Genomic DNA, 21,773 nt, shown 5'->3' with positions numbered 1-21,773 from the left:
TGCCAGTGGCGAGCGAAGCTGGCCTGAAGCGCCGGTCGATCCGGCGCCTCAGGCCAGGCGACATGGCGAAAGCCACCCTCAGAAGGGTGGCTCGGTGTCGATTGCGCCTTCCTGCTCTGCGGTGATCACCGCCAGTTCGGCGCGCGCCAGCTCCAGTTCGTTTTCAATCTCGCGGCGCTCCACCGGGTCGATTGCTTCGCGCAGTTCGAGTCGAAGCTCTTCAATGTGTTGTTCCAGAAGCATCGTCGTCTCCTTGACGTTTGTGAAAGACGACGCGCACGGTCATGGGTGCGTGGCGGGGTCAGGGATCGCGGAACGCGACCGCCAGCGGCGGCGAGTGGGGGTGCCGATTTTGTCGGAGTGCAGGGAACCGGAGCGGAGGCAAAATTGGGGGCACCGCTCGTCCTTGAGGCCGTCATGCACCCATGACACCCTCGGACGGACTGAGCAGACATTTCCTCAGGTATGGCACCAGAGATCCGCAAGCGGGCTCGATGCCCGCTTGCGGATCCACCATGCAGACCCACGGAGATGCCTCAAAGTCCTTGGTAGTTGTGGAAAAATGGGCAAATCGTTGATCTTGACGCGGTGCGTCGATGACAGCGCTTTGATCCCCTGTCAGGGATTCTCACATTAACGTTGATGCGGAGAATTGACATGACCACCACGAATGAAATCGCCGACAAGATCGCGGGCGAACACAGCCTCACCAAGGCGCAGGGGAAAGCCATCGTCGAAGCGGTCATCGCTTCGATCACCGAGGCCGCGGTTGCCGGCAACGAGACCAGCCTGCCCGGCTTCGGCAAGTTCAAAATAAAGGAAACGCCGGAACGCGAGGCTCGCAACCCGTCGACTGGCGCAACGATCAAGGTTGCCGCGGCCAAGAAGCTAGCCTTCACGCCGGCCAAGGCATTGAAGGATGCGCTGAACAAGTAATCTTGTTGGCCAAGCAAAAAATAGCCCGGCGTTGTGCCGGGCTATTTTCGTTTTGGGTTTGCGTCAGCGGGCGGATGTCCCGTTGAGAATATCCTGGATGATCGTGTCGCTGACCGCGTCATGCGCTTCGCGGGCATGGTCGTCCAGCAGCCTGTGAAGAATGACGGATGCCAAGGGTATGAAGTCGAAACCGCGTGCGATTGCTGCGGACCGCAGTTGCGACAGTGTTTCGAACTCCCTTAAGTCAGTGCCAAGCCAGAGTTCGAGATCCTCGCCACCGGCATCCGGAAATGCCTGGAGGAAGAACGTCTGAAGCGGGCGGTCGTAGCCGATAATGGCATCCGGGTCGGAGTGGCGGGATGCGGTCCTGGTGACGGCAATTGTGTAGCGGCTCATGGCGGCCTCCTTTGGAATGGGGGGCGCCGACCCCGATTGCGGGGCCGGCGGTCCGGCTCAGGCCGGGCTGTTCCAGAGGATGACCTTCTTGCCGGGATCGCCGCCGGGCGCCGGGGCGACGTTGCCGAAGATCACGCCGATCTCGGGCGCTTCGATCTTCGTGGAGATGTATTCTTCGCCGGTCTGGCGGGAGATGCGGTTCCAGCCCGCGCCGATCTCAAAGCCGGTCTTGCGGTGGATGATGCGGTAGTCCGGGGCTTCTTCGCTCGCCTTGTTGGAGTTCGGGACGAGGGCGATCGGGGCGTTGACCCGGATCGTGGCGAAGACGCCTTCGAGAGTGCCGTCGGTCTTTTCGGTGAGGGTTGCGATCGTGGTTGCCATGGGATTGTCTCCTTCGTTGCATCGGGACCATTCCCGATGGCGCCCGAAGAAGGGGCCGCGCCGCAGGCGTCACCGCAGCGTAGCGAAGGGGAACCCCCTTGCGGGGTTGACGCTGATCGCGGCCGGTCCCTTAGAAAGGCGACATAAAGAACGGGAATGGTCCTTGATTGCGACGTCGGCGGGAGACCTCGCCGTGGCGGCCGTTCGATGCCGCGCCGAGTGCCGCGCTCGTGACATGCGTTGGTGGTGTTCGGGTCAACACACGCTGGCCGTCAACCAGTCGGGCACATCGCGAGAGATCAGCACAGTCCTGATCCCATCCTCATCTTCAAAGATGGCCTTCGGTGGCGTGAGGCCCGAGCCCTCGGCCTTCCCTGACGCGACTGCAGTTCCGCGGAGCGCAACCGCGTGACAGACGTGATTTCAAGGGAGGTCGCTTCGGAGGGCGGCGGGGATGCGGCAAGTCTCAGTCGAGGCGGTTGACCCGGCCGGTTCGGCCGCGGGCCTCGGCAAACAGTCTGGCGATCTTCACCATGAAGGACTTGCTGAAGCGGCCGAGGATATCCTGACCGGGCTCGATGTACCAGGAGCGCTCGACGATATCGTAATTGTATTCGTCGACCATGATCCAGCACTGCTTCAGATCGCTTAAGCCCGCGCGCTTGCGCTCGATGTCCGGGATCTCCAATGAGGCGCGACCCGTTTGCGGCGGTTGGGTGGTGATGGCGAGAAGCGCCAGATGGGTATTTCCATCGGCGGCATTGCGGATGGCGACGACGACGCAGACGGGACGCTGCTTGCGGCCTTCGGTCTCACCGCGCTGCTGCTGCCAGGCCCAGAGGTAGGGATAGGAGATGACCTCGCCGGGTCGGAATTCACGGCTCATCGTCGTAGCCTTCGCCATGCGCCAGCCGATCGAGCGCCTCGTCGAACAGTTCCGCATGCTCGGCGGGCATTTTCGAGATATGAAAGGCGCGGCGGGGGTCGCCACCGGTGCGCATGCGCTCATAGTGATCGTAGCTCATCAGCACGAAGCGAGGCTTCTTGTGGCGAGTCAGAACAACCGGCTCGCGGCTTGCCGCATCGGTAACGTCGCCGATCTGCTTGTTGAGGTCGCCTGTCGTGAACTGCTTCATCGCAAAGATCTCCACTTCGATTCCCATATAATCTATTTTTCCCATGTTTTCCATCTTTTCCATGTATCCGGGACGACGGCGCTCACGCGCCGTCTCCTGAAGCCTGCCAGACCGGAATGCCGAGCCGGCGTGCCTTGTCGGCGAGATTGCCTGTGATGCCGTTTCCGGGAAAGACGATCAATCCGGCGGGCATGACCGACAGCATATCGTCATTGCGACGGAACGGTGCGGCCTTGGCGTGTTTCGTCCAATTGGGCTTGAAGGTGATCTGCGTCACCTTGCGGGCCTCAGCCCAGCAGGCAGCAATCCGTTCGGCACCCTTCGGAGAGCCGCCGTGCAGCAGCACCATGTCGGCATGCTTGGCATGGGCCCGATCGAGCTTGGCCCAGATCCGCTCATGATCATTGTAGTCCATGCCGCCGGAGAAGGCGATCTTGGTGCCGGCGGGGATCAGAACCTCGGTCTCGGCGCGCCGCCGCGCGGAGAGGAAGTCGCGGCTGTCGATCATCGCCGCCGTCATGTTGGCGTGGTTGACTTTCGAGCCGGTGCGCGGCCGCCAGGACGATCCGGTCTGCGCCTCAAACAGATCGGCGGAAACATCGCGCATGAACTCGAAGGCGTTGCGGCGTTCCAACAGCGTGATGCCCTCGGCGATGAGGCGCTCGAGCTCGACACTCTTGACCTCCGAGCCGTCCTGCTCGCGCTGGCCGGTGCGCTGCGCTTCCTCGTTGCGATCGAGTTCGCGCTGGATACGCTCGCCGGCGCGATGGAAGAGATTGGGGATCGACCAGACCAGGTCTTCGAGATCGGGCTCCAGCCGGGTGTCGCCGAGCATTTCTGCGAGGGCGGCGAAGATGGTGGTGATCGATGACTGGACCTGCGGTTCCTCCGGCAATGGCCGCGGGTCGGGCTCGTCCTGGAAGGGGCGATTGCCGTAGACCTGCATCTCGTAGATGAAGCGGTCGGTCGGGGAGGAAGCGTGGTTGGGCTCGAAGCCGTCGTCGGGGTGGAGGATCAGGTCCATGGTGGTCTCCGTTCGGTGGGCCGCGCCTCTCGCGGCCTGACGGCGAACCCGGTCACGCGGGCCGAGGCCGGAACCGCAAGCGAAGCGCAGCGGCCCAGCGAAGCGCCGGGCGGGGACAAGAGGGTTTCTTGATCCGCGAGGAATGACGGACCATTGCATCGGCCCGAAAAGTGGGAACCGGTTTTCGGAGGAGCCGATGCGCGGAAATGGCCCGGCAGGGGAAGAAACCCGACTGACCCGCTGAAGGCCGGAGCCCCGCGTGGTAAGAGTCGCCTCTCGGCAGGCCCGCGGGCGCGCCCATTCGCAATGAGACGAATGGACCGCCCTTCGCCAGTGCTGCCGCTAGCCCCTCCCCCACCCTTTGCGCCCAGCTTCAGACGGGCAGGAAGGCCATCATGTCTTCGGGGATGAGTTGAGCCCTGAGGCTTGCCGTCAGCCGGTCGGGACCCAGCCAGCGAAGATCCTCGTTGAAGTCGCCGAGCTCCGGCGACAGCACCAGCGGCAGGATCCCGCGTTCCTGTGCCCTGCGGCTCAATCCCTCGACCCCATGACGGCCGGCCGCATCCGCGTCGGCGGCGATGTACAGGCGCCGGCATCCGGGCGGGAAGTTGAAGGCCGCGAGGTGATTGGCCGTCAGGGCTGCGACCATCGGCATGCCGGGCACCACGTGTGAGAGGGACAGCATGGTTTCGAGGCCCTCGCCCGCCGCCAGGACTGGTACAGGATCGGTAACTGGATAGCGGAAACGGACGCCATTACCGAGCAGCCCACCGAGAGCACGGCGCGGATCGTCCACCTTGGCCTTGCCGACGCCATCGGGATCGAGCCAGCTGCGGTGCACGCCGGTGATGGCTCCGGCCGCATCGGTCACTGCCGCAATGAGAGCCGGAAAGCTGGTCGTCCGAGCAGTGACGAGATCGCGATAATAGCAGGACGGATGGAAACGGAGCGCACCATGGGTGGACGCCCGCAGAATGCCGCGTTCGCGCAGATAGATGTCGGCGAGCGTACCCGCCAACGGCTGCGTCATTCGAAACAGCCGTCGTGCCCGCTCTGTCGCCGGCCGCTCGACCGGACAGGCGTCACTTACGTCGCCCCTGAGGTCCGACACCGGTTCGGGCTGGGGCAGGCTCAGAAAATGACGCGCCTCCTCGGCAACGTCCCGGAAGTCCACGAGGCCACAGGTCTCGCGGACGAGATCGAGCAGGTCACCGAACTGACCGGTCGCCGCATCCGTCCACCGGCCAGCACGCGGGCCGGCCAGATGCACGTAGAGCGACCGGCCCTTGTTGTTGCCGACATCGCCGACGAGCCAGTAGTTGCCGGCGCGGCGGCCGGCGGAAAGATAGTGACGGCAGACCGCCTCCGCGTCTTGTGCGAGACGGCCCGCCAGATCGGAGGCAGACAGCATGGCGGGCCTCCTTCACGACCGGCGCGCAACATCGACGAGGCGATGACGCTGCATCAGCTTCGACAGGATTGCCGGACCTTCCTCTGTCGTCGGCACGAAAAAACGCAGCTTCCAGTTGATCATCTCGGAGAACAGGCCGATCGACCGCAGCCAGTCGCGCATGCCATCGGTAAAGCCAGTCAGTTCGACGCGGTACTCGTTCATCACCCGCACGCGGCGGAGCGTCATGTCACCGGCAAGACCGATGATCGAGGATCCGTCGACCAGCGCCGTCCAGGCTTGGTCGCCGCTCAATACTTCCGTCTGATCAATCCCGAAGTTGCGGCAAAGGCCGGCCAGCCTGTCCGGAGCGATGACACGGCCAACGATCCGTTCGCCATCATCGGTCTGCAGACGCCGTACCCGGCAAAAGTCCTGCGGCAGCAATTTCCAGATCGGCAGCAACAACCCGCTGACGATATGCACTATCGATGCCGAGAATTTCGGCACGGCGGCGACTTCGGTATTCCAGGCGAGGACGAAAGCCTGTTCGTCAACCTCCTCCCAACTCGTCTCTTCGAGCTGCCGGACTTCGAAGCGGAGCTCGTCCATCGGCCGGATCAGCGACACGCGTGGCTGGACCGAACCGTCGTCCAGCATGATCGCGCGGGTCGGCACCATGACCGCTGGCCTACCCGACTTGCCGTTGACCATCAGCTTCGCGCGCGGATCCTGGCTCACGAGGGTCTGCACGTCCTTGAGCTGCATCGGTGCATTGCGATCCCTGCGCTCAATGGTGAAGAGGTGCGATTGCGCTCCGGTGACCGGATGGGTGTAGATCAGCCGCCGGTCGGCGATTGTCATGCTGTCGGCGGTGATCGTCTCCAGGCCTTTGTCATAGATGCCGGCGGCGATCGCCCCCTCGATGCGGGCGGCCAGCAGCTGCTCGAAGGCCTCGAACAGCAGGTTCTGCATGGTGATGGTCAGTGCCAGCATCCGATTGAGGAATGTCTGGATCGGCGGCAGTTCATCCTTCAGTCCGCCCTCCTCCGAGGTGAGCGACAAACCAGTAATGCTCTCAAACTTATCCAGCGAGCAGCCTTCGATCCTGCCCGCATGCAGCAGGCCGTAGAATTGCCGCAGCCCGTCGCGGGCATATTGCGATTCGAGATTGTCCTCGGATCGGAACATCCCCTGCCCGCCGGTCTGGCGCTGGCCGCGGGTGATGGCGCCTAGCGTGTCGAGACGCCGGGCAATGGTCGAGAGAAAACGCCGTTCGGCCTTGACGTTGGTGGCGATCATCCGGAACCGGGGCGGCTGCTTCTGATTGGTGCGATGGCTGCGCCCTAGGCCCTGGATCGCCACGTCGGCGCGCCAGCCGGCTTCCAGAAGGTTGTGAAGACGCACGCGCTGATTCTTGGCGCCGAGATCGGCATGGTAGGATCTGCCGGTTCCGCCGGCGTCGCTGAAGACGAGAATGTCTTTGTCGTCGTCCATGAAGGCGCGGGCCTCGTCGAGATTGGCGCTGCCCGGCCGGCTCTGCACGGCATAGCGGGCGATGGTGCTGCTGTCCTCGCGGCGGACGATGCGGCGCGAGCGGCCGGTGATCTCGGCGACCTGGCTGGTGCCGAAATGCTGGACGATCTGGTCGAGGGCCGTCGGGATCGCCGGCAGGCTACCCAAGGTTTCGACCAGTTCGTCGCGCCGACGCTCGGCCTCCCGGCAGATGACAGGGTTGCCGTCCGCATCATGAACAGGCCGGGAGCTGAGATTGCCCTTGGCGTCGGAGAATTCCTCGAAGAGCTGCACCGGGAAGGAGTGTAACAGGTAGTCGATCACATATTCCCGCGGCGTGACGTCGACCTGCAGATCGCCCCATTCCTCGGTGGGGATCTGTGCCAGTCGGCGCTCGGTCAAAGCCGCGCCCGTCGAGACGAGCTGGACGATCGCAGCGTGACCCTCTTTCAGATCTGCAGCGGTCGCTTTGAGAAGGGCCGGCGTCTTCATCGAGATCAGAAGATGATTGAAGAAGCGCTGCTTCGAGCTCTCGAAGGCCGAACGTGCCGCGGCTTTAGCGTTTTTGTTCAATGTCCCGGATTTGCCGGTTATACCGGATGCCTCCATTGCGGCATCCAGGTGATTGTGGATGACCTGGAAGGCCTGGGCGTAGGAATCATAGATGCGGATCTGTTCCTCGGTCAGCTCGTGCTCGAGGATCTCGTATTCGACGCCCTCAAAGGAGAGCGACCGCGATGCGTAGAGGCCCATCGCCTTCAGGTCTCTTGCGAGAACCTCCATGGCGGCGACGCCGCCGTCCTCGATCGCCGCGATGAATTCGGAGCGCGTCGGGAAGGGAAAGTCGGCGCTGCCCCACAGACCGAGCCGTTCGACATAGGCCAGCGATTCGACGTCCGTGGCGCCGGTCGCCGAAACGTAAACGACGCGGGCGTCCGGAAGTGCACGTTGCAGGCGAAGCCCGGCCCTGCCCTGCTGCGACGCCGCCTTGTCGCCGCGCTCCGTCTTGCCGCCGGCGGCGTTGGCCATGGCGTGGCCTTCATCGAAGACGATGACGCCGTCAAAATCACTCCGGAGCCAGTGGACGATCTGCTGCACGCGCGATCGCTTGCCCTCGCGCTCATCGCTGCGCAGCGTCGCAAAGGTGGTGAAGAGGATGCCTTCCTCCAGCTTGATCGGCTTGCCCTGTCGGAAACGCGACAGCGGCGTCACGAGCAGCTTTTCTTGGCCCAACGCGCTCCAGTCGCGCTGCGCGTCCTCGATCAGCTTGTCTGACTTGGAAATCCAGACATGGCGACGGCGGCCTTTGAGCCAGTTGTCGAGAATGATGCCGGCAGCCTGGCGGCCCTTGCCCGCGCCCGTGCCATCACCGAGAAACCAGCCGCGGCGGAAGCGGACGGCATGTTCTGCATCGGATCCGACGACCTTGGGATTGTCGAAGGAGCCATCCACTGTCCAATGGCCGGCGAGATAGCCGGAATGGGCTTCGCCGGCATAAATGACGCTCTCGAGCTGGGCATCCGAGAGATCGCCGCTGGTGACGATGCGCTTCGGCAGATGCGGGCGATAGCTCGGCTTCGGCGGTGCGACCGAGGCCATCGCAACGGATTCGACCAGCGTGTCAGGATGAGGTTTTGCGTCGGGAATGTGGATCGACTGCAGCCGGTAGGTCTCGTAGATGCCGTCGGCAGCGTTTGCCTCATCCTTCGGCCGAGCGTCCCGCAGCTCGTAGGAGAGTTCGATGATCTCGTCATCGACGGGTATCGGACGGACCGTTGCTGCAGGCTGCGCCTGTCCTCCGACCGCGGGGCGATGCGTCGGGGTGGCAACCGCTGCTGGACGCATCGTGTCCGCGCGCAGGCTACCGTTAGAGAGCGCACCGATGGAGTTCGACGCCGCCGCGGGCGCGCGGGGCGGAAGGCCGGTGATCCAGGTGAGCAGTGTTTTGAGATCGTGCGCAGTGCCGCTCGACGTCACAAGCTTCGAAGGATCGCCCGCCGGGATCTTGTCGATCACGATCAGGCGCGTTTCCATCGTCGTTCCATGTCGGGCATAGATGCTCCCGCCGATCGCTGCGGTGAACAGCAACGTGCCCTTCTCCTGCAGCCGCACGAAAGCGTCCCGCCATGCGGGATTGTCGGGAGAAAAGCTCGCGCCAGTGATCGCGACCAACCGCCCACCGGGAGCAAGCCGCGCGAATGCGGAGGCCAGATGCCGCCAGGCGGCATCAGCCACGCGACCTTCGACGTGAACGCCGGCTGAGAAAGGCGGGTTCATCAGCACCACGGTCGGTCGAATGGAACGATCGAGGTAATCGTCGATATGCGCGGCATCGCGCTGCGATACCGGAACACCGGGGAAAAGCCGCTCCAGCAGCGAGTGCCGGACCACCGCATATTCGTTGAGCGCCAAGCGAGCGCCTGCAAGCTCCGGAAAGATCGCCATCATGCCGGTCCCAGCCGACGGCTCGAGCACCACGTCAGCGGCTATGATGCCGGCAGCACGAGATACGACGTAGGCAAGCGGGATCGGGGTCGAGAATTGCTGTCGTGCCTGGCTCTCCTCGGATCGGCGTGTATGGGTCGGCATGAGGTTTGCCACTTTCGTCAGCATTGCTAGCGTCGCTTGAGGCGACTGGGTTCCGGATACGATCGCGCGGAATTTGCGCAGAAACAGCACCTGGGCGATTTCAGTCGCCTCATAGGCCTCCTTCCAGAGCCAGACGCCCTCGGCGTCGCTGCCGCCGAAAACCTCGGTCATAATTTGCCGCAGGTCAGCTGTGGTGAGGACTTTACCTTGCTCCAGAAACGGCGTGATCTGACCGCCAGCATCCATAAGTGCTTCAGTGCGCGTTTTGATATCAGGACGTGGAGAGGTGGAGACGATCTGGGAATGCGAGATGATATTCATCGAAGGATGCTCCAAGAGTGAGGAAAGAACAGAGGAGCCCAGCGTCCTGCCGAAGGTCGGAGGAACGAAATCGGGCAGCCAGGGCAGGATCGGGGATCGCCGGCTTAAACCGCCGGCCATCGCCAGTGTCTAAGTCGCCGGGCTCGCGATGAAGCCAGTCGGATCATCGGGATCGGGCGGCAGATAGGCATCGTAAGGATTGCCTTCGGCAAGATGGCCAAACGGCGTGAAGGCGTATTCGCCGTCACTGCGGCCGACGGCGCAGACCACGTAACGCGGCTCGCGTGTGCCGGCATCAAGGCATTCCATGAGAGCGAGATTGCCATCGGACGCGGCGCGAAGCAGCGTATCGAAATTCAAGCGTGCGTAATCGGGGATAGCCATTGCAGTGCTCCATGAACGGAAATGCCCGACACGGGGCCGGGCTGATGGTGATGTTGATGTTGAGGCTAGTTTGATCTGTCTCGAGGCGCGTCAGGAGGCACTCTCCAGCAGCTTCTTCGCTTTGCCTTCGAGTTCGAGACGGGTGTCCTGATTGGTCTTGGTGCGCGCCAGCGCGGTGATGCCCTGCACGAAGTCGAAGACCGACTCCGGCGGCCGCCCCTCCTCCGACAGCACCATCTCGATCACCTTGCCGGTCTCGCCCTTTGAGAAGCCTCGCCGGCGCAAGAAGGTCTCGCGGTCGTCGTCCTTGCGCGCGACGATCTGCTCACGCGCCGCCTTGATGCCGGCGATGAACGGCGCCGGTGACGAATTGGCGAAACTCGTCAACGCAGGCGCCGCCTCATGCGCAAAGCGCTGGGCGGCGAACTTCGAATGGCGGATGGTGATCTCCTCAAAATTCTCCGTGCCCCAGAGATTGCGGTTGGCGCAGACCGCGCGCAAATAGAACGAGGCGATGCCGAGCGTCTTCGATCCAACCTCCGAGTTCCAGGCGTAGAAGCCCCGGAAATAGAGGTCGGGCTCACCGTTCGGCAGGCGTCCGGCTTCGATCGGGTGGGTGTCGTCGACCAGGAACAGGAAGACGTCGCGATCGCTGGCATAAAGGGTGGTCGTGTCCTTGGTGATATCGACGAAGGGATTGTGGGTCATCGTCGCCCAGTCCAAGACGCCGGGTACTTTCCACATCGTGTCACCGGTCCCGTTGCCGGCGATCTTCATGACCGACGAGACCAGTTCATGATCCCAGATCCGACCGTATTCCGGTCCGGTCACTGCGCGCAGTTCCAGCCGGCCGTCATCCATCTCAAGCGTCTTGACGAGCTCGGCACGATGGTTGAGCAGGCCATGCTGCAGGTTGATGGCAGCAAGCGGCGCGGGCAGTTGCCGCATATAGGTGGCGGGAGCGCCAACCAGGCTGCAAAGCTGGCCGTAGCTCCAGTGGGTCGGTGCGATCGCTTGGCGCTGACCTGGGGCAACAAGCTCAAGCCGCTCCGCATTGTCGCGCGTTGCCTCGACGCGGATCGCCGCGCTTTCGATCGTTCGGGCATGGGCGCGCTCGGCGCGGGACCGGACGGTGTCGTAGAGATCGCTCAGCGACAGGAAGCGTTCATCGTCCGGGCGGGAAAACCATTCCGACGAAACGCGGCCGATGCGTTCGCCACGGGAGATATCGACCTTGAATGCGGAACGGACGGACGGGTTGTTGGAGGTGAGGGTGGTCATAAGCTGTCTCCTTAAAAGCGGAAACCCGGCGCGATGGCCGGGCGAGGTTCAGAAGGATTCTGGGAAGAGGAATCAATCGGAAGCCAGCCGTCGGTGCGCCGACCGGATGGCCAAGAGCGCTGCCTGGAATTCGGCGCTGCCAACGACATCCGAGTCGTCGAATGCCGTAACTGCGGTGATGCACGCCGCGTGGATGTCGTCATCAGTGACCGCCTCCGGGGTGAGAGGGTCGAAACTTCGGTCGATCTCCAGCACCGCGGTGATTGCGTCCCGCACACGTTTTTCCTGGAGCCTGACCAGGACGTGGGAAGGCTTTGGTGGATCAACCGGCTCTTCAGGATCCGGGTCTCCGGCGAGAATCGCTTCTCCTCGGGCAATCGCCCAAGCAGATCGGTCGAGCCAATCGAGTGACGGTGGCCGGGCAGCACGGACGTCATCGAACAGGATCTTCAACAGGCCGAGCAGGAGCTCGAAATGACGCGCCCGGCGCTGAACAGGTTCATCGAACTGCGGCGGGATCTGGACCAGCGGACCTGCATAGGCCGCATGTGCACCGTCCCAGATGCCGGTGACATGGATTTCGCCTGAGGAATCGAAATCCTTCTCGGCGATATCCCAACTGTCATCTTCGATGGCAACACGGCACGCCTCGTCCAGCGTGTCAGCTTGATAGGTGCGATGCCGGAAGACCGGCAGGTGATAGGTGGTCTCGATGGTGAAGTCAGGCATAGGTGCCTCCTGAAACGGAAAAGCCCGGCGCGATGGCCGGGCTGTTGGGAAAGAAGACCCGACCGCAAATGCGATCGGGTCAATCTGGTCGGATCACTATTCGGCGGCGACGAGATGCTCGTCGTCGGTCTCACTCTCGGTATCGCCAGCGCCATCGCTCGATGTTTCCGGCTCCTCGAGCAGGAAGGCCGGCAGGTCCCGAATTTCCGTAGTCTCAGCCTGATCGGGCTCGACGGCGTCATCTCCGACAGCGTTATCGATGCTACCTTCGCCGTTCGTCATGCGGAGCGGTTCCGGCAGCCAGCCGCAGCCTGTAATCAGCCGTTCAGCCTCGCGGGCCATGTCAGTTTTCTTGAGATGGCCAATCAGCTCCGCTGCCTGGTCCCCCTTTGCCTCGCGAACCGCCTGCAGGATGCGGGCCTTGGTGACACGACCGAGATAATTATCGGCGGTCGTCGTCCAACCGGCTTCCACGATATCGAAGCCGATGGAGCTGGCCAGCTGTTCGGCATGGGCGATGGCGCGCGTCCGCTTGTTCCAGGGTTCGATCACTGCGTTGACCGACAGCGAGGCGCAATGGGCAAACAATGCCTGGCGGCTGACCTCGTCGAGCTTGATCAGGAAATCCCAGAGATCGTTCGGATCCTTGGGCAAATCCTGGCCCCAGCCTTCCTGCCTTTGATCGATCTCCTTCGCCCAGACCGTTTCGCCGAGACCGGGCGTCTGGCTGAAGCGGGCGCTCTGCAGCGTCACCTCCAGGCATGAATCCGAACCGTAGACGTAGAAGGTCTTTAGAACAAAGGCATGCAGGACGGCGACAAAGGCGATGACCGGGTTGTTCGCCAGCGCGTTGCGCAAAGCGATGGTCCGGGCTGCCGTCAGATCGAGAACCAGGCGGTCGGGAAGCGGCTTGATCGTTTCGTCCTCGTCGTCCGGTTGCGTGCCCTCGCCGCCGGCCGCCCGGGTTGCCGGAAGATCACTGCGGTGATCGGAACTATCGTTATCGTCATCGGCGGAGGGATCGATCTCGGCCTTCGGTTCATCCTCCGGCCGCACGAAGCCTCGCTCGATCTTGAGCTCGCCGCTGGCGCCTAGCGACACGAAGACACCGCCGCGGGCGATCTCCTGTGGATCGAACACGTACGGACGTTCGTTGAGCCGGTCGAGCTCGGCACCAAGCTCCTCCAGCTTCTGTTCGGTCGCTTCCGAGTACTCGTCTGCCTCCGCATATTCTGCGTCGAGCTTGTCGTATTCGGCACGGGTGGCGTCATAGCGGGCCAGTTCGTCTTCAGTCATTTCAGCCTGCTCGCCGTAGACGCGGCGCAGGCCGGACGTGTGGCCGTAGGGGAAGTCGAAGGCGGCTTCGACCCATTTCCAGCCTTCGCTTATCCGAATTGCCTCGGCGTCAGCTTTCAGCTTTTCCATCACGAGCTGCTCGAGCAGCGCCGGATCCTGCAGCCATCCGCCCTGGTCCTGGTCGAACAGATCGCGCATCGTCACACCGCCTGCGGCCTCGTAGGCTTCGATGCCGACATAGACGGCGCGGCGGTCGCTGGCGCGGATCGCGGTTTCGGTCAGCAGCCGGCGGATGTAATACGGCTCGCGGCTATGGGAGCGCGAGATCGTGTCCCAGACCTGCTCCTGGCGGACGTGGTCGTTGGTGATTGAGAAGGCCATGATCTGCTCTAGCGTCATCTCGTCTTCGGCATAAAGATCGAGAAGCCGCGGTGATACGGAAGCCAGCCGCAGCCGCTGCCTGACGGTCGCGACCGAAACGAAGAAGCGCGCGGCGATCTCCTCCTCGCCGAGCCCCTGCTCCCGCAAGGTCTGGAAAGCGCGGAACTGATCGAGCGGATGCAGGCTGACGCGCTGGAGGTTTTCGGCGAGCGAGTCCTCGACTTCGAGGGTTTCGCCTTTGCTGACGATGCAGGGAACGCCGGCGGTTTTGGCCAACCGCTTCTGCGCGACCAGGCGCTCGAGGGCACGATAACGGCGCCCGCCCGCCGGAATCCGATAAATTCCGGTCTCGTTGCCATCGTCGTCGAGTTCGGGGCGGACATTGAGGCTGGTGAGCAGACCGCGATGGGCGATGTCTTCCGCCAGGTCCTCGATTGAGACGCCCGCCTTGATCTTGCGGACGTTCTGCTGGCTGAGCACCAGCTTGTTGAAGGGAATATCCCGGGCTGCACTGAGGGTGATTTTCTGAATGGCCTGGGCCATGTCGGTTTCTCCATGACGAACCGGGCGGAGCCTCTCTCCAACCCTCTCAATCCGTCACAGCTTTCCCCTTCCCTCCTCTCCCTCTATCGCCTCCCCACCATGTCCCATCGTCTCTTCGGCAAGCGAAGCCTCCCTTGCGGCCAAGACCCGGTAATGCTGCGTCAGGGATCGAAGCCCTTCGGATGAAGACTGGCGCATCCTGGCTTCAGCTTTGCCAACATTGCCGCACCGTCAACCGTGCCCGTGCCTCCAGCTGACTCCTCATGCAGCGCACTGAATGCGAGACCTCCGCTAGGCAGTCTGACATCCATTGCAGCAACGCCGAACGGCAGCACCACGGCCTTGCGGCCCGGGCTGCCTTTCAGTGTGCGAAATCCGTTCTCGCAACTTCTCTATCACCCGAGGATGGGCGCGCGGCATCGTCCCCAGACTTCCTCAGGTTAGCGTTTCCAGACAGGACCTATGTCCGCAATCCATTGATGTTCTTTGTTTGTTCTTCTTCCTGACTAATTCCAGGAAACCCGCGCTATCTTTTTCTCTGGAGCAGAACCCATACTGCGAACGCCTTGCGATCCGATCGCGGCGCCGATGCAAGATCTCTGATTGCCTGCTCACAGTTGTCGATCAGAACGAGGACTTCGGCCCGGACATAACGTGCAAGCGGGTCGTAATCGGCGCGGTGACGTTCTTCCTGCAGGATGACAAACGTATCGGCGAATGAGACAATACGGCCCGGGAAGCCGCGGCTTGCCGCTGCTTTGCAGGAGTTTTTCGCGACACCGTGCTCGAGTGTCCTGTAGACTTGGGCCCATGCAGGTTCACTGCGCGTTTCGCCTGTACCCACGAGTAGATCGGCGCAATCGCGAGCAAGCGCATGAAACAGCGCATAGTACGCTGTACTGACGCCGCGTTTCAGGTCGGACTGGCGTGGACGTTTCGGGCTGGCCTTCGCGAGCCGCCGAGCGGTGGCGATTAAATCATGCGACACGGCTTAGCTTGCGATCTTCTGCTGTTCGTCGAAATGATGCCGAATATGAGGAAACCGCGTCTCTCCAAGGGCGCTCAAAGCTTTTCGCACCTCGGTCGAAAGACCGTAGGTAAGTTTCGAACTGATCGGCTTGTCCGAATAGGCATACTTCACGTCAACGAGCAGGATGGGATCGCCATCGCTGTCTCGATCGGCCCTAATGTCGGCGCCAGAAAACCCCGCCTGGCCGAGCCGGTCACGGAGGACCTTCTCAACGGCCGATTTGGTGGAGTTCGATATGGTCTGTTCGTCGCTCATGTTTGCAATATAGAGGATTCTGCCGGGGACCGCCACTCCCGCAGATACGAGGGCGAGCACATACAAAGCACTCCTGCGCAATCGCGTGTCTTCTGTAGCGAATTGAAGGATGAAGCGCAGCTCGGCCTTGAGATCGGCTTCAACAAATGCATTTCTGCAACATGGACAACTACACTTGGACGATGTGGATCTCAGTCTCGCAATGAAGAAAGAATGGCGTAGAACGTATGACAATCCCTTGGACAGTCAGCCGCGGCCCGATCGTAGCTTCGCAGATAGACATCCAGAAAGCAGACGCCATAAACGCTTTGCTTGTTCGTCCGATCGGGATCCTGCCGGAAAGGCCAGGCGATCTTATCCGACCCTTTGCTATCGGACTCTTTGAGGAAATTCGCCGCCTCTTGAAACCTGGTGTTGGCATGACGACGTTGCGCGGACGGTTGCCGCCTTCGTCCACTCCAAGCGATATTGTTTCGCGAGTGCCCAGCCCGATTCCGGCCTTCATAATCTGGACGCTAGGCCGCTGGAAGCCCTGAGCGAGGACGATCGCATGACAGCGCAGAACCGTTTTCTAAGGTGAAGCAAAAGGCGACTAGCGGTAAGCGAAACTCAGAGCCGTCGTCACCCTCCACTTCCTCGACGGCAGGCGCGACCACAGCAGAGCAGATCCGTGCGAGTCTTCTCGGCCCCGGAAAAATGCAGCACACGTCGTCCACCGCGCCTTGAGCAAGTCGACCGATTTTGAGCGCGGTGAGGACTCCCGATCGTCGATCGGCTATTTTGAGAACCGGTAGCCTGGTGGCTCGGGAGAGGTGCGGAGCGGGTCATCTTTCTTCTGCCGCGCAGGCCTGACGATATCCTCCTCCCGGTGACGCGGAACCCGACGGTCCGATCGACGGCCCGTCCGCTGGACGGCGGATACGGCTTGATGACGAAGCGTCAAAAGGACTGCGGTAAACAGATTGGCGACTTACTTGCGTGCGCCACATGGGCCGAATGCTGAAGACCTCACTCCTGCGGAACCGACCGCGCGCGAGACGCAAAAAGGGGCGTATATGACTCGTATCTCCAGCTCGAGGGGCAAGCTTTTACAGGTGATACATGCCGTAGAGGCGATTGGGTTCTCCTGCCCTATGTCCATCCGGACGATAATCCAGCCAGAAGGCGGTTTCTCAGGGACATTAAGAAGGCGCTTGCCTTCCTTGGAAATGGAGAGGCAAAGCACGCCAAATCGCTTCTTGGGCATCTACGGTCTCGAAAGCGCCAAGCGGCTGGTCGAAATCTACAATCGGCATTTTGCCGGAGGACACAATGCGATTTCGATGTCACTTTACTCTGGGCCGTTATCTCAACGCGCCGTCGCAAGCTCAAGCCACACAGGGCCCTCCCGGCAATGGCGCTCCTCGCTCGAAGAACCATCAAAGGTCGCTTCTTCTTGTCAGATGATGCCGTCGGCTGGGCGACGCCGCACTTCGTCATGATAGATGGCGACAGCCGTGGCGGACTTCTTTCGAAGGCTTTGATGGCCGGATCGCAGTCATGACACTGCCACATCATGGTCCGGCCAATAATCTTTATCCTGACATTCTTGGGTTTCGAGGATTGCGGTTCGCGCTTGCTACGATGGTAGAAGCTCGAAACCGCGTCTCTCCCCAGAGAGAGACCCTCAGCGCAGTTGAACTGAGGGGTATTCGCACCAGAGTCATCGACAATGAACGCTTAAGCCGTGTCACAGTCACTTGCGAACGTAGCATGGCCTAGGCGACCGACGGTAAGGCCATGCTCGAAGACTATGAGGAACTACCCAGTGGCGGCGGGATTGACCCGCGCCCGAGAGACGCTCCCGCGACGCGTTCATGGACACGAAGGACGATCACGTTACAGTCCCGCAGCCGGCATCCGACGCAGCTCACTCCCTCGAAGCCCACGGACTCGTTGCCGCGCTGCTGAACTCAAACAACCTGTGGGCGACGAAGACCTTTGGTCAACATCTGTGAAAACCGAGTGATTTCAGCGGCTTCATGCGGTTAGTCATGACTAACGACAATGACCTCCCGTTAGCGACGCCTGTTGAGCAATTCCAGCGAATCAACGCAAGCACCTGTTTTCCACGGATACTATGAAAAACTGAAAGTCAGGCAGTTGAGTGTTTCAGACCGTGGTAGGGGTAGAATTCACGCAAGCGTCACACCAGCCAGCACTAAGTATTCCCTCCCCAGAGCTCCCATACGCGACGCTTGTATCGCAGGGTGGCGACGGAAATGCCAAGCAGACCAGAAACACTTTTATTTCAGCCGTTTAGCGCCGTTAGTCGCAACTAACGGCAATTTACACTGCCTGCAGGAGCGTGCCTACATTGTTCCGGAGTAGCGCCATGATCACCGGACCGAGAGAAAACTCACCCCGCTCGGCTCGCCGCGTCAGATCCCGCAGATATCCACCTGGGGAATTGATTAGATTTGCGCGCTCAAGAATGCAACCGACCGCCACCGCGGCATTTTCCGGCCCCATGACCTCGCACGCATTTTGGTAAGCAGATGGGCTGATCCCCAGCATCGATCTCACCACGACCGCGGCCGACATGAGGTCTCGCCAGCTACCGACAGCCCCGCCCGGTCCATAGTCGCCCATCTGCTGACAGGCCTTCAGCACCACACCAAGAGAGAAAGCCTTTAGCGGCTCGACCCTTAGCTTGTCGGGTTTGCTCGGGTTCGCGCCCTGCTCTTTTTCAGAGCTAGGTTCAAGTTCATGGATGGATTCGGGATTTGAATTCTGTATGTGCCGCTCAAATTGAGCATCATTGGTGCTACTAATTTGTGAATTCTCCTGATTGTCCAAGCGATTAATGATCTCTTCCCGAAGAAGCTCCATTTCGTCCAGAACGCCCGCTACGTCTCCCATGGCCGGGGAGCGGGGAATGCGGGCAACGAGTTCAACGTAGATCGATTCAATGGCAACCCAGTCGCCTTCGGCACCCTCCTCCATTGCTGCCGAAATCAGCTTGCGAACGTCGCGCCGGCAGATCGTCAGGTTCTCTTTGGCCTTCCTGAATGCGGAACGCGCGGCAACGACCTTCTGCGCGATGAGAGCCAATTCTTCGGATCGGGCGAGCATTGGTGAGAGATCAAAGCCGAAGGCATTCTCGATTTCACCAGTATTATTCTTGCGCGCGAAGCGTTTGCCGTTGGCGCTGTCTTTCCGAACGATCAGCCCGGCTTCCACCAGCAATGCAAGGTGACGGCGAAGTGTTGCTCCGGCCATGCCATGAGCGCGCAGGATTAATTGTGCGTTCGACGGAAACACCACCAACTGTGCCTCCTGGCGCAGTTCATTCTCGGGGTAGAAACTCAGCAGCGCGTCGAGCACAGCAAGGCTGCTCGACTGCAGCCCAAGTGCTTCCCTGGCCTCTGAAGCGTCCCGAAAGACCTTCCACTTTTGGACCGATTTTCCCGGCTTGATCTCTCTTGTAGCGACCTGTCGCTTCAGGAGAGCAAGCGTCATTGACCGCCGCCCAAAGGGCGTCGTCACACTTCCTGTTTGCATCGTCTTTCACCTTTCAAAAGGCAAAAGAAATCAGCTCACCAAATCGGTGCCATGACTCTTGACGAATATCCGTGGAAGTGCGATTCTCAGGTTGCTTAGATCTGAAAGAGGTTTCCACGACGGCGACGTTTTGGGGGCCTTTTTCTTTTTCCGCTTAATCTCCGTTGTTCAACTGAGTTCTGTTTCTGGAGCGATGCTCCTCGAAGAGCGTTGGCAAACGCTCCAGGACGAAGGCTGCGAAATCTGGCATCTCGCGCCGATCGATTGACAGGTCCAACTTGGTTTTGCTCTTCGTCACCTGGGCCAAACGTAGCCCCGTGGGCGTTGTCAGGAGATCCGGTAGTCCGCGCTTGGTTGGTGTAGGTTTAAGGCTGGCGACGAGCAACTTGAACCGGTCGGGCGAGGGCAGGGCTTTCGCCTCGGCCGATCGCAGGAAAGTTGAAGCCTGTTCAAGGTCGTTGTCGCCGGTGAGAAGCTCGGCGAGAGCCACCCAACTTTTCAGGCCAATGCCGGGTGCCGAGCCGATTGCATCGACAATTTCCGTGGGGATGCGGGTCACCACCGACAGCATGTTCGAAAGATCGCTTTTGTAGACGGACAACGCTGCCATCACGACATTTCGTGAAAATTGCTCGGTCAGCCGGGAGGCAAATCGCGCCTTTTCTATGAATGTCAGGTCCTGGCGTTCATTGTTCTCCTGACCTTGGGCAATTACGAGCTGCTCGTCAGTCAGTTCCCTAACAACCGCCTTGACGGGCCGGTTGAGTTCCGAGACCGCGCGCAGGCGACGGTGTCCAAATGCGACTTGATAGCGTCCTGGTGCGTGAGGGTGAGGGCGCACCAGAATTGGGATCTGCTGGCCTTGTTCGCGGATCGCTTCAACAAGCCCGGCAATATCACCGGGCATGCGGTCCTGAACGAAAGATGGATCGACCGTATCCGTGTCGAGCTCGATGATGGTCTGGCCTTCAGCCAGCCGCTTTTCAATCTCTTCGGCGCGCTCAAACCTCGCTTTACCCTCCGCGAAAGCGCCGCCAACCTGGCTGGTGAGACGCGAAGATGCGGCCGTCGCCCCTTCCGGTGGTGGAGAGCCCATAAGCGGAAGAAAGCTTCGGCTCTTGACCGGTCTTTCAGTCGGCGCGGCAACGGCAGAGATTGGCTTAGGGGTGCGGAGGATATCTTTCCTGCTCATGACTTTCTTCCCCATGCTTTCTTGATCAGCGACTCGATCTCGTCGTTGACGCTGTTCATCGCCTCAAGCGCGCGATCGTAAGTGGCCCGAGTGAATTGGCCTCTCTCCACCTCGAAAAGGGTCTGGTTCGTGAGACCGGCATCGGAAACGGCCGTTGTCTTCAGCATCGGAAAATTCAGAACATTTTCTCCGAAAATCGCCCTGAGATACCCGACCATCTGGTTCTGCGGCCCGTCACTTGGTTCGAAACGCGTCACGAGATAGCGCATCCAGTTATAGTCGAAGCGCGCACCGTGCGATGAGATCTCCCGGAGCAGATCAGATGTCATCGACAAGAACTGGTTCATCGACATCACGTCGAGCATCTGCGGATGCACTGTGATGAGAACGGAGGTGGCTGCGGTTAGGGCGGAGAGGGTGAGGTAGCCCAGTTGCGGCGGGCAGTCGATCACCACGACGTCGTAATTGGGCGCGACTTGGTCAAGCACCTCGCTGATCCGGTGGAAGAACATGGTATCACCGATCTTCCGCTTCATCAGCGCCCGCGGCGTATCGTGTTCGAACTCCATAAGTTCGAGGTTGCCGGGGATCAGATGAAGATCAGGAATGTAGGTCGCGCGAACAATTTCAGCCATTGGGCGAGCGTCGTCGTATCGAATCGCACCATAAAGCGTCTCATTCACGCCGACATCGGTTTCTGGCTGGTTGCCAAAGAGTGTGGACAGACTTGCCTGCGGGTCCAGGTCGATGGCGAGCACGCGGTAGCCGCGAAGCGCGAGATACTGCGCAAGGTGAGCAGCTGTTGTGGTTTTGCCGGACCCGCCCTTGAAATTCATGACCGAGATAACCTGCAACGCTTCATCTTCGCGGCGGTGTGGAAGATAGCGTCGATTGCCACGGCCCACCTGGTCGAGATGCTTGCGGATCTTATGCATGTCTTCGACGGAGTATGACCGGCGGCCAGTCGGACTGGTGCTGACCTGAAGACCTTCCAGCTCGTTTGCGAGTTGACGGAGATAAACCTCTTTCACGCCGACCAGTTTGGCCGCCTCGGCTGGCTGAAACGTGCGGATGCCCTTTTCCGCCGTAGGGGGAAAAGTCGCGAGCTGATGCTCTTGCAGTTGCGCCGACAAGGAACGAGAATGGCGCTCAATCAACCCCATCAAGTCTTCATCTTTTGGCGGTAGTTTTGCAGCGATTTTTGGCATCCCCGGACCTGATTTCTTGAAATAGCGCTTTTGAGCGGAATTTCTTAATCACTCCGCTGCTTGCAATAAGCATCGATTCTAACGGGCTGGCAAGCTATTTAGGGTTAACAGAACCTTAATGACGACGGTTGCTCAGGCCAAGAGATCTCACATTATTATGCAACAACAAGCGGTTATAAGCACCGTGACTCAAGATCCGGTTTTCAACCGTACACTGGAATCTTTGAAAAAAAGGCGGAGGGG

Annotated in this window: 18 protein-coding genes and 1 pseudogene; 2 read left to right on the top strand and 17 right to left on the bottom strand. The window is 60.8% G+C overall.

The window, feature by feature from the left end; genetic code table 11:
• Positions 1-78 precede the first annotated feature (78 nt).
• Positions 79-243 carry a hypothetical protein gene (locus tag HJB84_RS30190; RefSeq protein ID WP_165419125.1) on the bottom strand — a complete coding sequence of 55 codons (165 nt, stop codon included), beginning with the start codon at positions 241-243 and terminating at the stop codon, positions 79-81.
• 414 nt (positions 244-657) lie between these two features.
• Between HJB84_RS30190 and HJB84_RS30185 the strand changes: the two genes are divergently transcribed.
• Positions 658-936, top strand: coding sequence for an HU family DNA-binding protein (locus HJB84_RS30185; RefSeq protein WP_221117714.1), 279 nt, complete (start codon positions 658-660; stop codon positions 934-936).
• Between the two features lie 63 nt (positions 937-999).
• Here the strand turns inward: HJB84_RS30185 and HJB84_RS30180 are convergent, their stop codons facing one another.
• The 13 genes from HJB84_RS30180 to HJB84_RS30120 all read right to left on the bottom strand — a co-directional run bounded on the left by HJB84_RS30180 (position 1,000) and on the right by HJB84_RS30120 (position 15,647).
• A complete protein-coding gene (locus HJB84_RS30180; RefSeq protein ID WP_221117713.1) occupies positions 1,000-1,332 on the bottom strand; it encodes a hypothetical protein in 333 nt (110 codons plus the stop codon).
• A gap of 57 nt (positions 1,333-1,389) precedes the next feature.
• Positions 1,390-1,713 carry a DUF736 family protein gene (locus HJB84_RS30175; protein WP_221117712.1) on the bottom strand — a complete coding sequence of 108 codons (324 nt, stop codon included), beginning with the start codon at positions 1,711-1,713 and terminating at the stop codon, positions 1,390-1,392.
• A gap of 466 nt (positions 1,714-2,179) precedes the next feature.
• On the bottom strand, positions 2,180-2,599 hold the full coding sequence (locus HJB84_RS30170) for a hypothetical protein (RefSeq protein ID WP_065283685.1): 420 nt from the start codon (positions 2,597-2,599) through the stop codon (positions 2,180-2,182).
• Entirely contained in the window at positions 2,589-2,849 is a 261-nt protein-coding gene (locus HJB84_RS30165; RefSeq protein ID WP_128461430.1) for a type II toxin-antitoxin system Phd/YefM family antitoxin, read from the bottom strand. The genes HJB84_RS30170 and HJB84_RS30165 overlap by 11 nt, the downstream gene beginning before the upstream one ends.
• Before the next feature lie 82 nt (positions 2,850-2,931).
• On the bottom strand, positions 2,932-3,873 hold the full coding sequence (locus tag HJB84_RS30160; RefSeq protein WP_221117711.1) for a DUF2493 domain-containing protein: 942 nt from the start codon (positions 3,871-3,873) through the stop codon (positions 2,932-2,934).
• A 373-nt stretch (positions 3,874-4,246) separates the two neighbouring features.
• Positions 4,247-5,284: a toprim domain-containing protein gene (locus HJB84_RS30155; protein WP_221117710.1), complete on the bottom strand. Its 1,038-nt coding sequence runs from the start codon at positions 5,282-5,284 to the stop codon at positions 4,247-4,249.
• A gap of 12 nt (positions 5,285-5,296) precedes the next feature.
• Entirely contained in the window at positions 5,297-9,688 is a 4,392-nt protein-coding gene (locus HJB84_RS30150) for a strawberry notch-like NTP hydrolase domain-containing protein (RefSeq protein WP_221117709.1), read from the bottom strand.
• 129 nt (positions 9,689-9,817) lie between these two features.
• A complete protein-coding gene (locus HJB84_RS30145) occupies positions 9,818-10,072 on the bottom strand; it encodes a DUF6117 family protein (protein WP_221117708.1) in 255 nt (84 codons plus the stop codon).
• A 90-nt stretch (positions 10,073-10,162) separates the two neighbouring features.
• Positions 10,163-11,353, bottom strand: coding sequence for a DUF932 domain-containing protein (locus HJB84_RS30140; RefSeq protein ID WP_221117707.1), 1,191 nt, complete (start codon positions 11,351-11,353; stop codon positions 10,163-10,165).
• Positions 11,354-11,425: 72 nt separating this feature from the next.
• Positions 11,426-12,082 carry a hypothetical protein gene (locus HJB84_RS30135; RefSeq protein ID WP_221117706.1) on the bottom strand — a complete coding sequence of 219 codons (657 nt, stop codon included), beginning with the start codon at positions 12,080-12,082 and terminating at the stop codon, positions 11,426-11,428.
• Between the two features lie 96 nt (positions 12,083-12,178).
• The gene (locus HJB84_RS30130) at positions 12,179-14,302 is read right to left on the bottom strand and encodes a ParB/RepB/Spo0J family partition protein (RefSeq protein WP_221117705.1); all 2,124 of its coding nucleotides are present in this window, start codon (positions 14,300-14,302) and stop codon (positions 12,179-12,181) included.
• A gap of 526 nt (positions 14,303-14,828) precedes the next feature.
• Entirely contained in the window at positions 14,829-15,290 is a 462-nt protein-coding gene (locus HJB84_RS30125) for a hypothetical protein (RefSeq protein ID WP_029875098.1), read from the bottom strand.
• A gap of 3 nt (positions 15,291-15,293) precedes the next feature.
• Entirely contained in the window at positions 15,294-15,647 is a 354-nt protein-coding gene (locus tag HJB84_RS30120; RefSeq protein WP_029875097.1) for a hypothetical protein, read from the bottom strand.
• Between the two features lie 167 nt (positions 15,648-15,814).
• Between HJB84_RS30120 and HJB84_RS33850 the strand changes: the two are divergent.
• A pseudogene (locus tag HJB84_RS33850) lies at positions 15,815-16,313 on the top strand (ProQ/FINO family protein).
• Positions 16,314-17,915: 1,602 nt separating this feature from the next.
• Here the strand turns inward: HJB84_RS33850 and repC are convergent.
• The 3 genes from repC to repA all read right to left on the bottom strand — a co-directional run bounded on the left by repC (position 17,916) and on the right by repA (position 21,530).
• On the bottom strand, positions 17,916-19,130 hold the full coding sequence (gene repC, locus HJB84_RS30115; protein ID WP_221117704.1) for a plasmid replication protein RepC: 1,215 nt from the start codon (positions 19,128-19,130) through the stop codon (positions 17,916-17,918).
• A 154-nt stretch (positions 19,131-19,284) separates the two neighbouring features.
• On the bottom strand, positions 19,285-20,322 hold the full coding sequence (gene repB, locus HJB84_RS30110) for a plasmid partitioning protein RepB (RefSeq protein ID WP_029875095.1): 1,038 nt from the start codon (positions 20,320-20,322) through the stop codon (positions 19,285-19,287).
• Positions 20,319-21,530 carry a plasmid partitioning protein RepA gene (gene repA / locus HJB84_RS30105; protein WP_029875094.1) on the bottom strand — a complete coding sequence of 404 codons (1,212 nt, stop codon included), beginning with the start codon at positions 21,528-21,530 and terminating at the stop codon, positions 20,319-20,321. Before repA ends, repB begins: the two co-directional genes overlap by 4 nt.
• Positions 21,531-21,773 lie beyond the last annotated feature (243 nt).

This window comes from Rhizobium sp. NZLR1b (genome assembly GCF_019685155.1).
Classification (GTDB): domain Bacteria; phylum Pseudomonadota; class Alphaproteobacteria; order Rhizobiales; family Rhizobiaceae; genus Rhizobium.
Note: the sequence above shows the minus strand (reverse complement) of the source record. Positions and strands in the feature narration are given on the sequence as shown.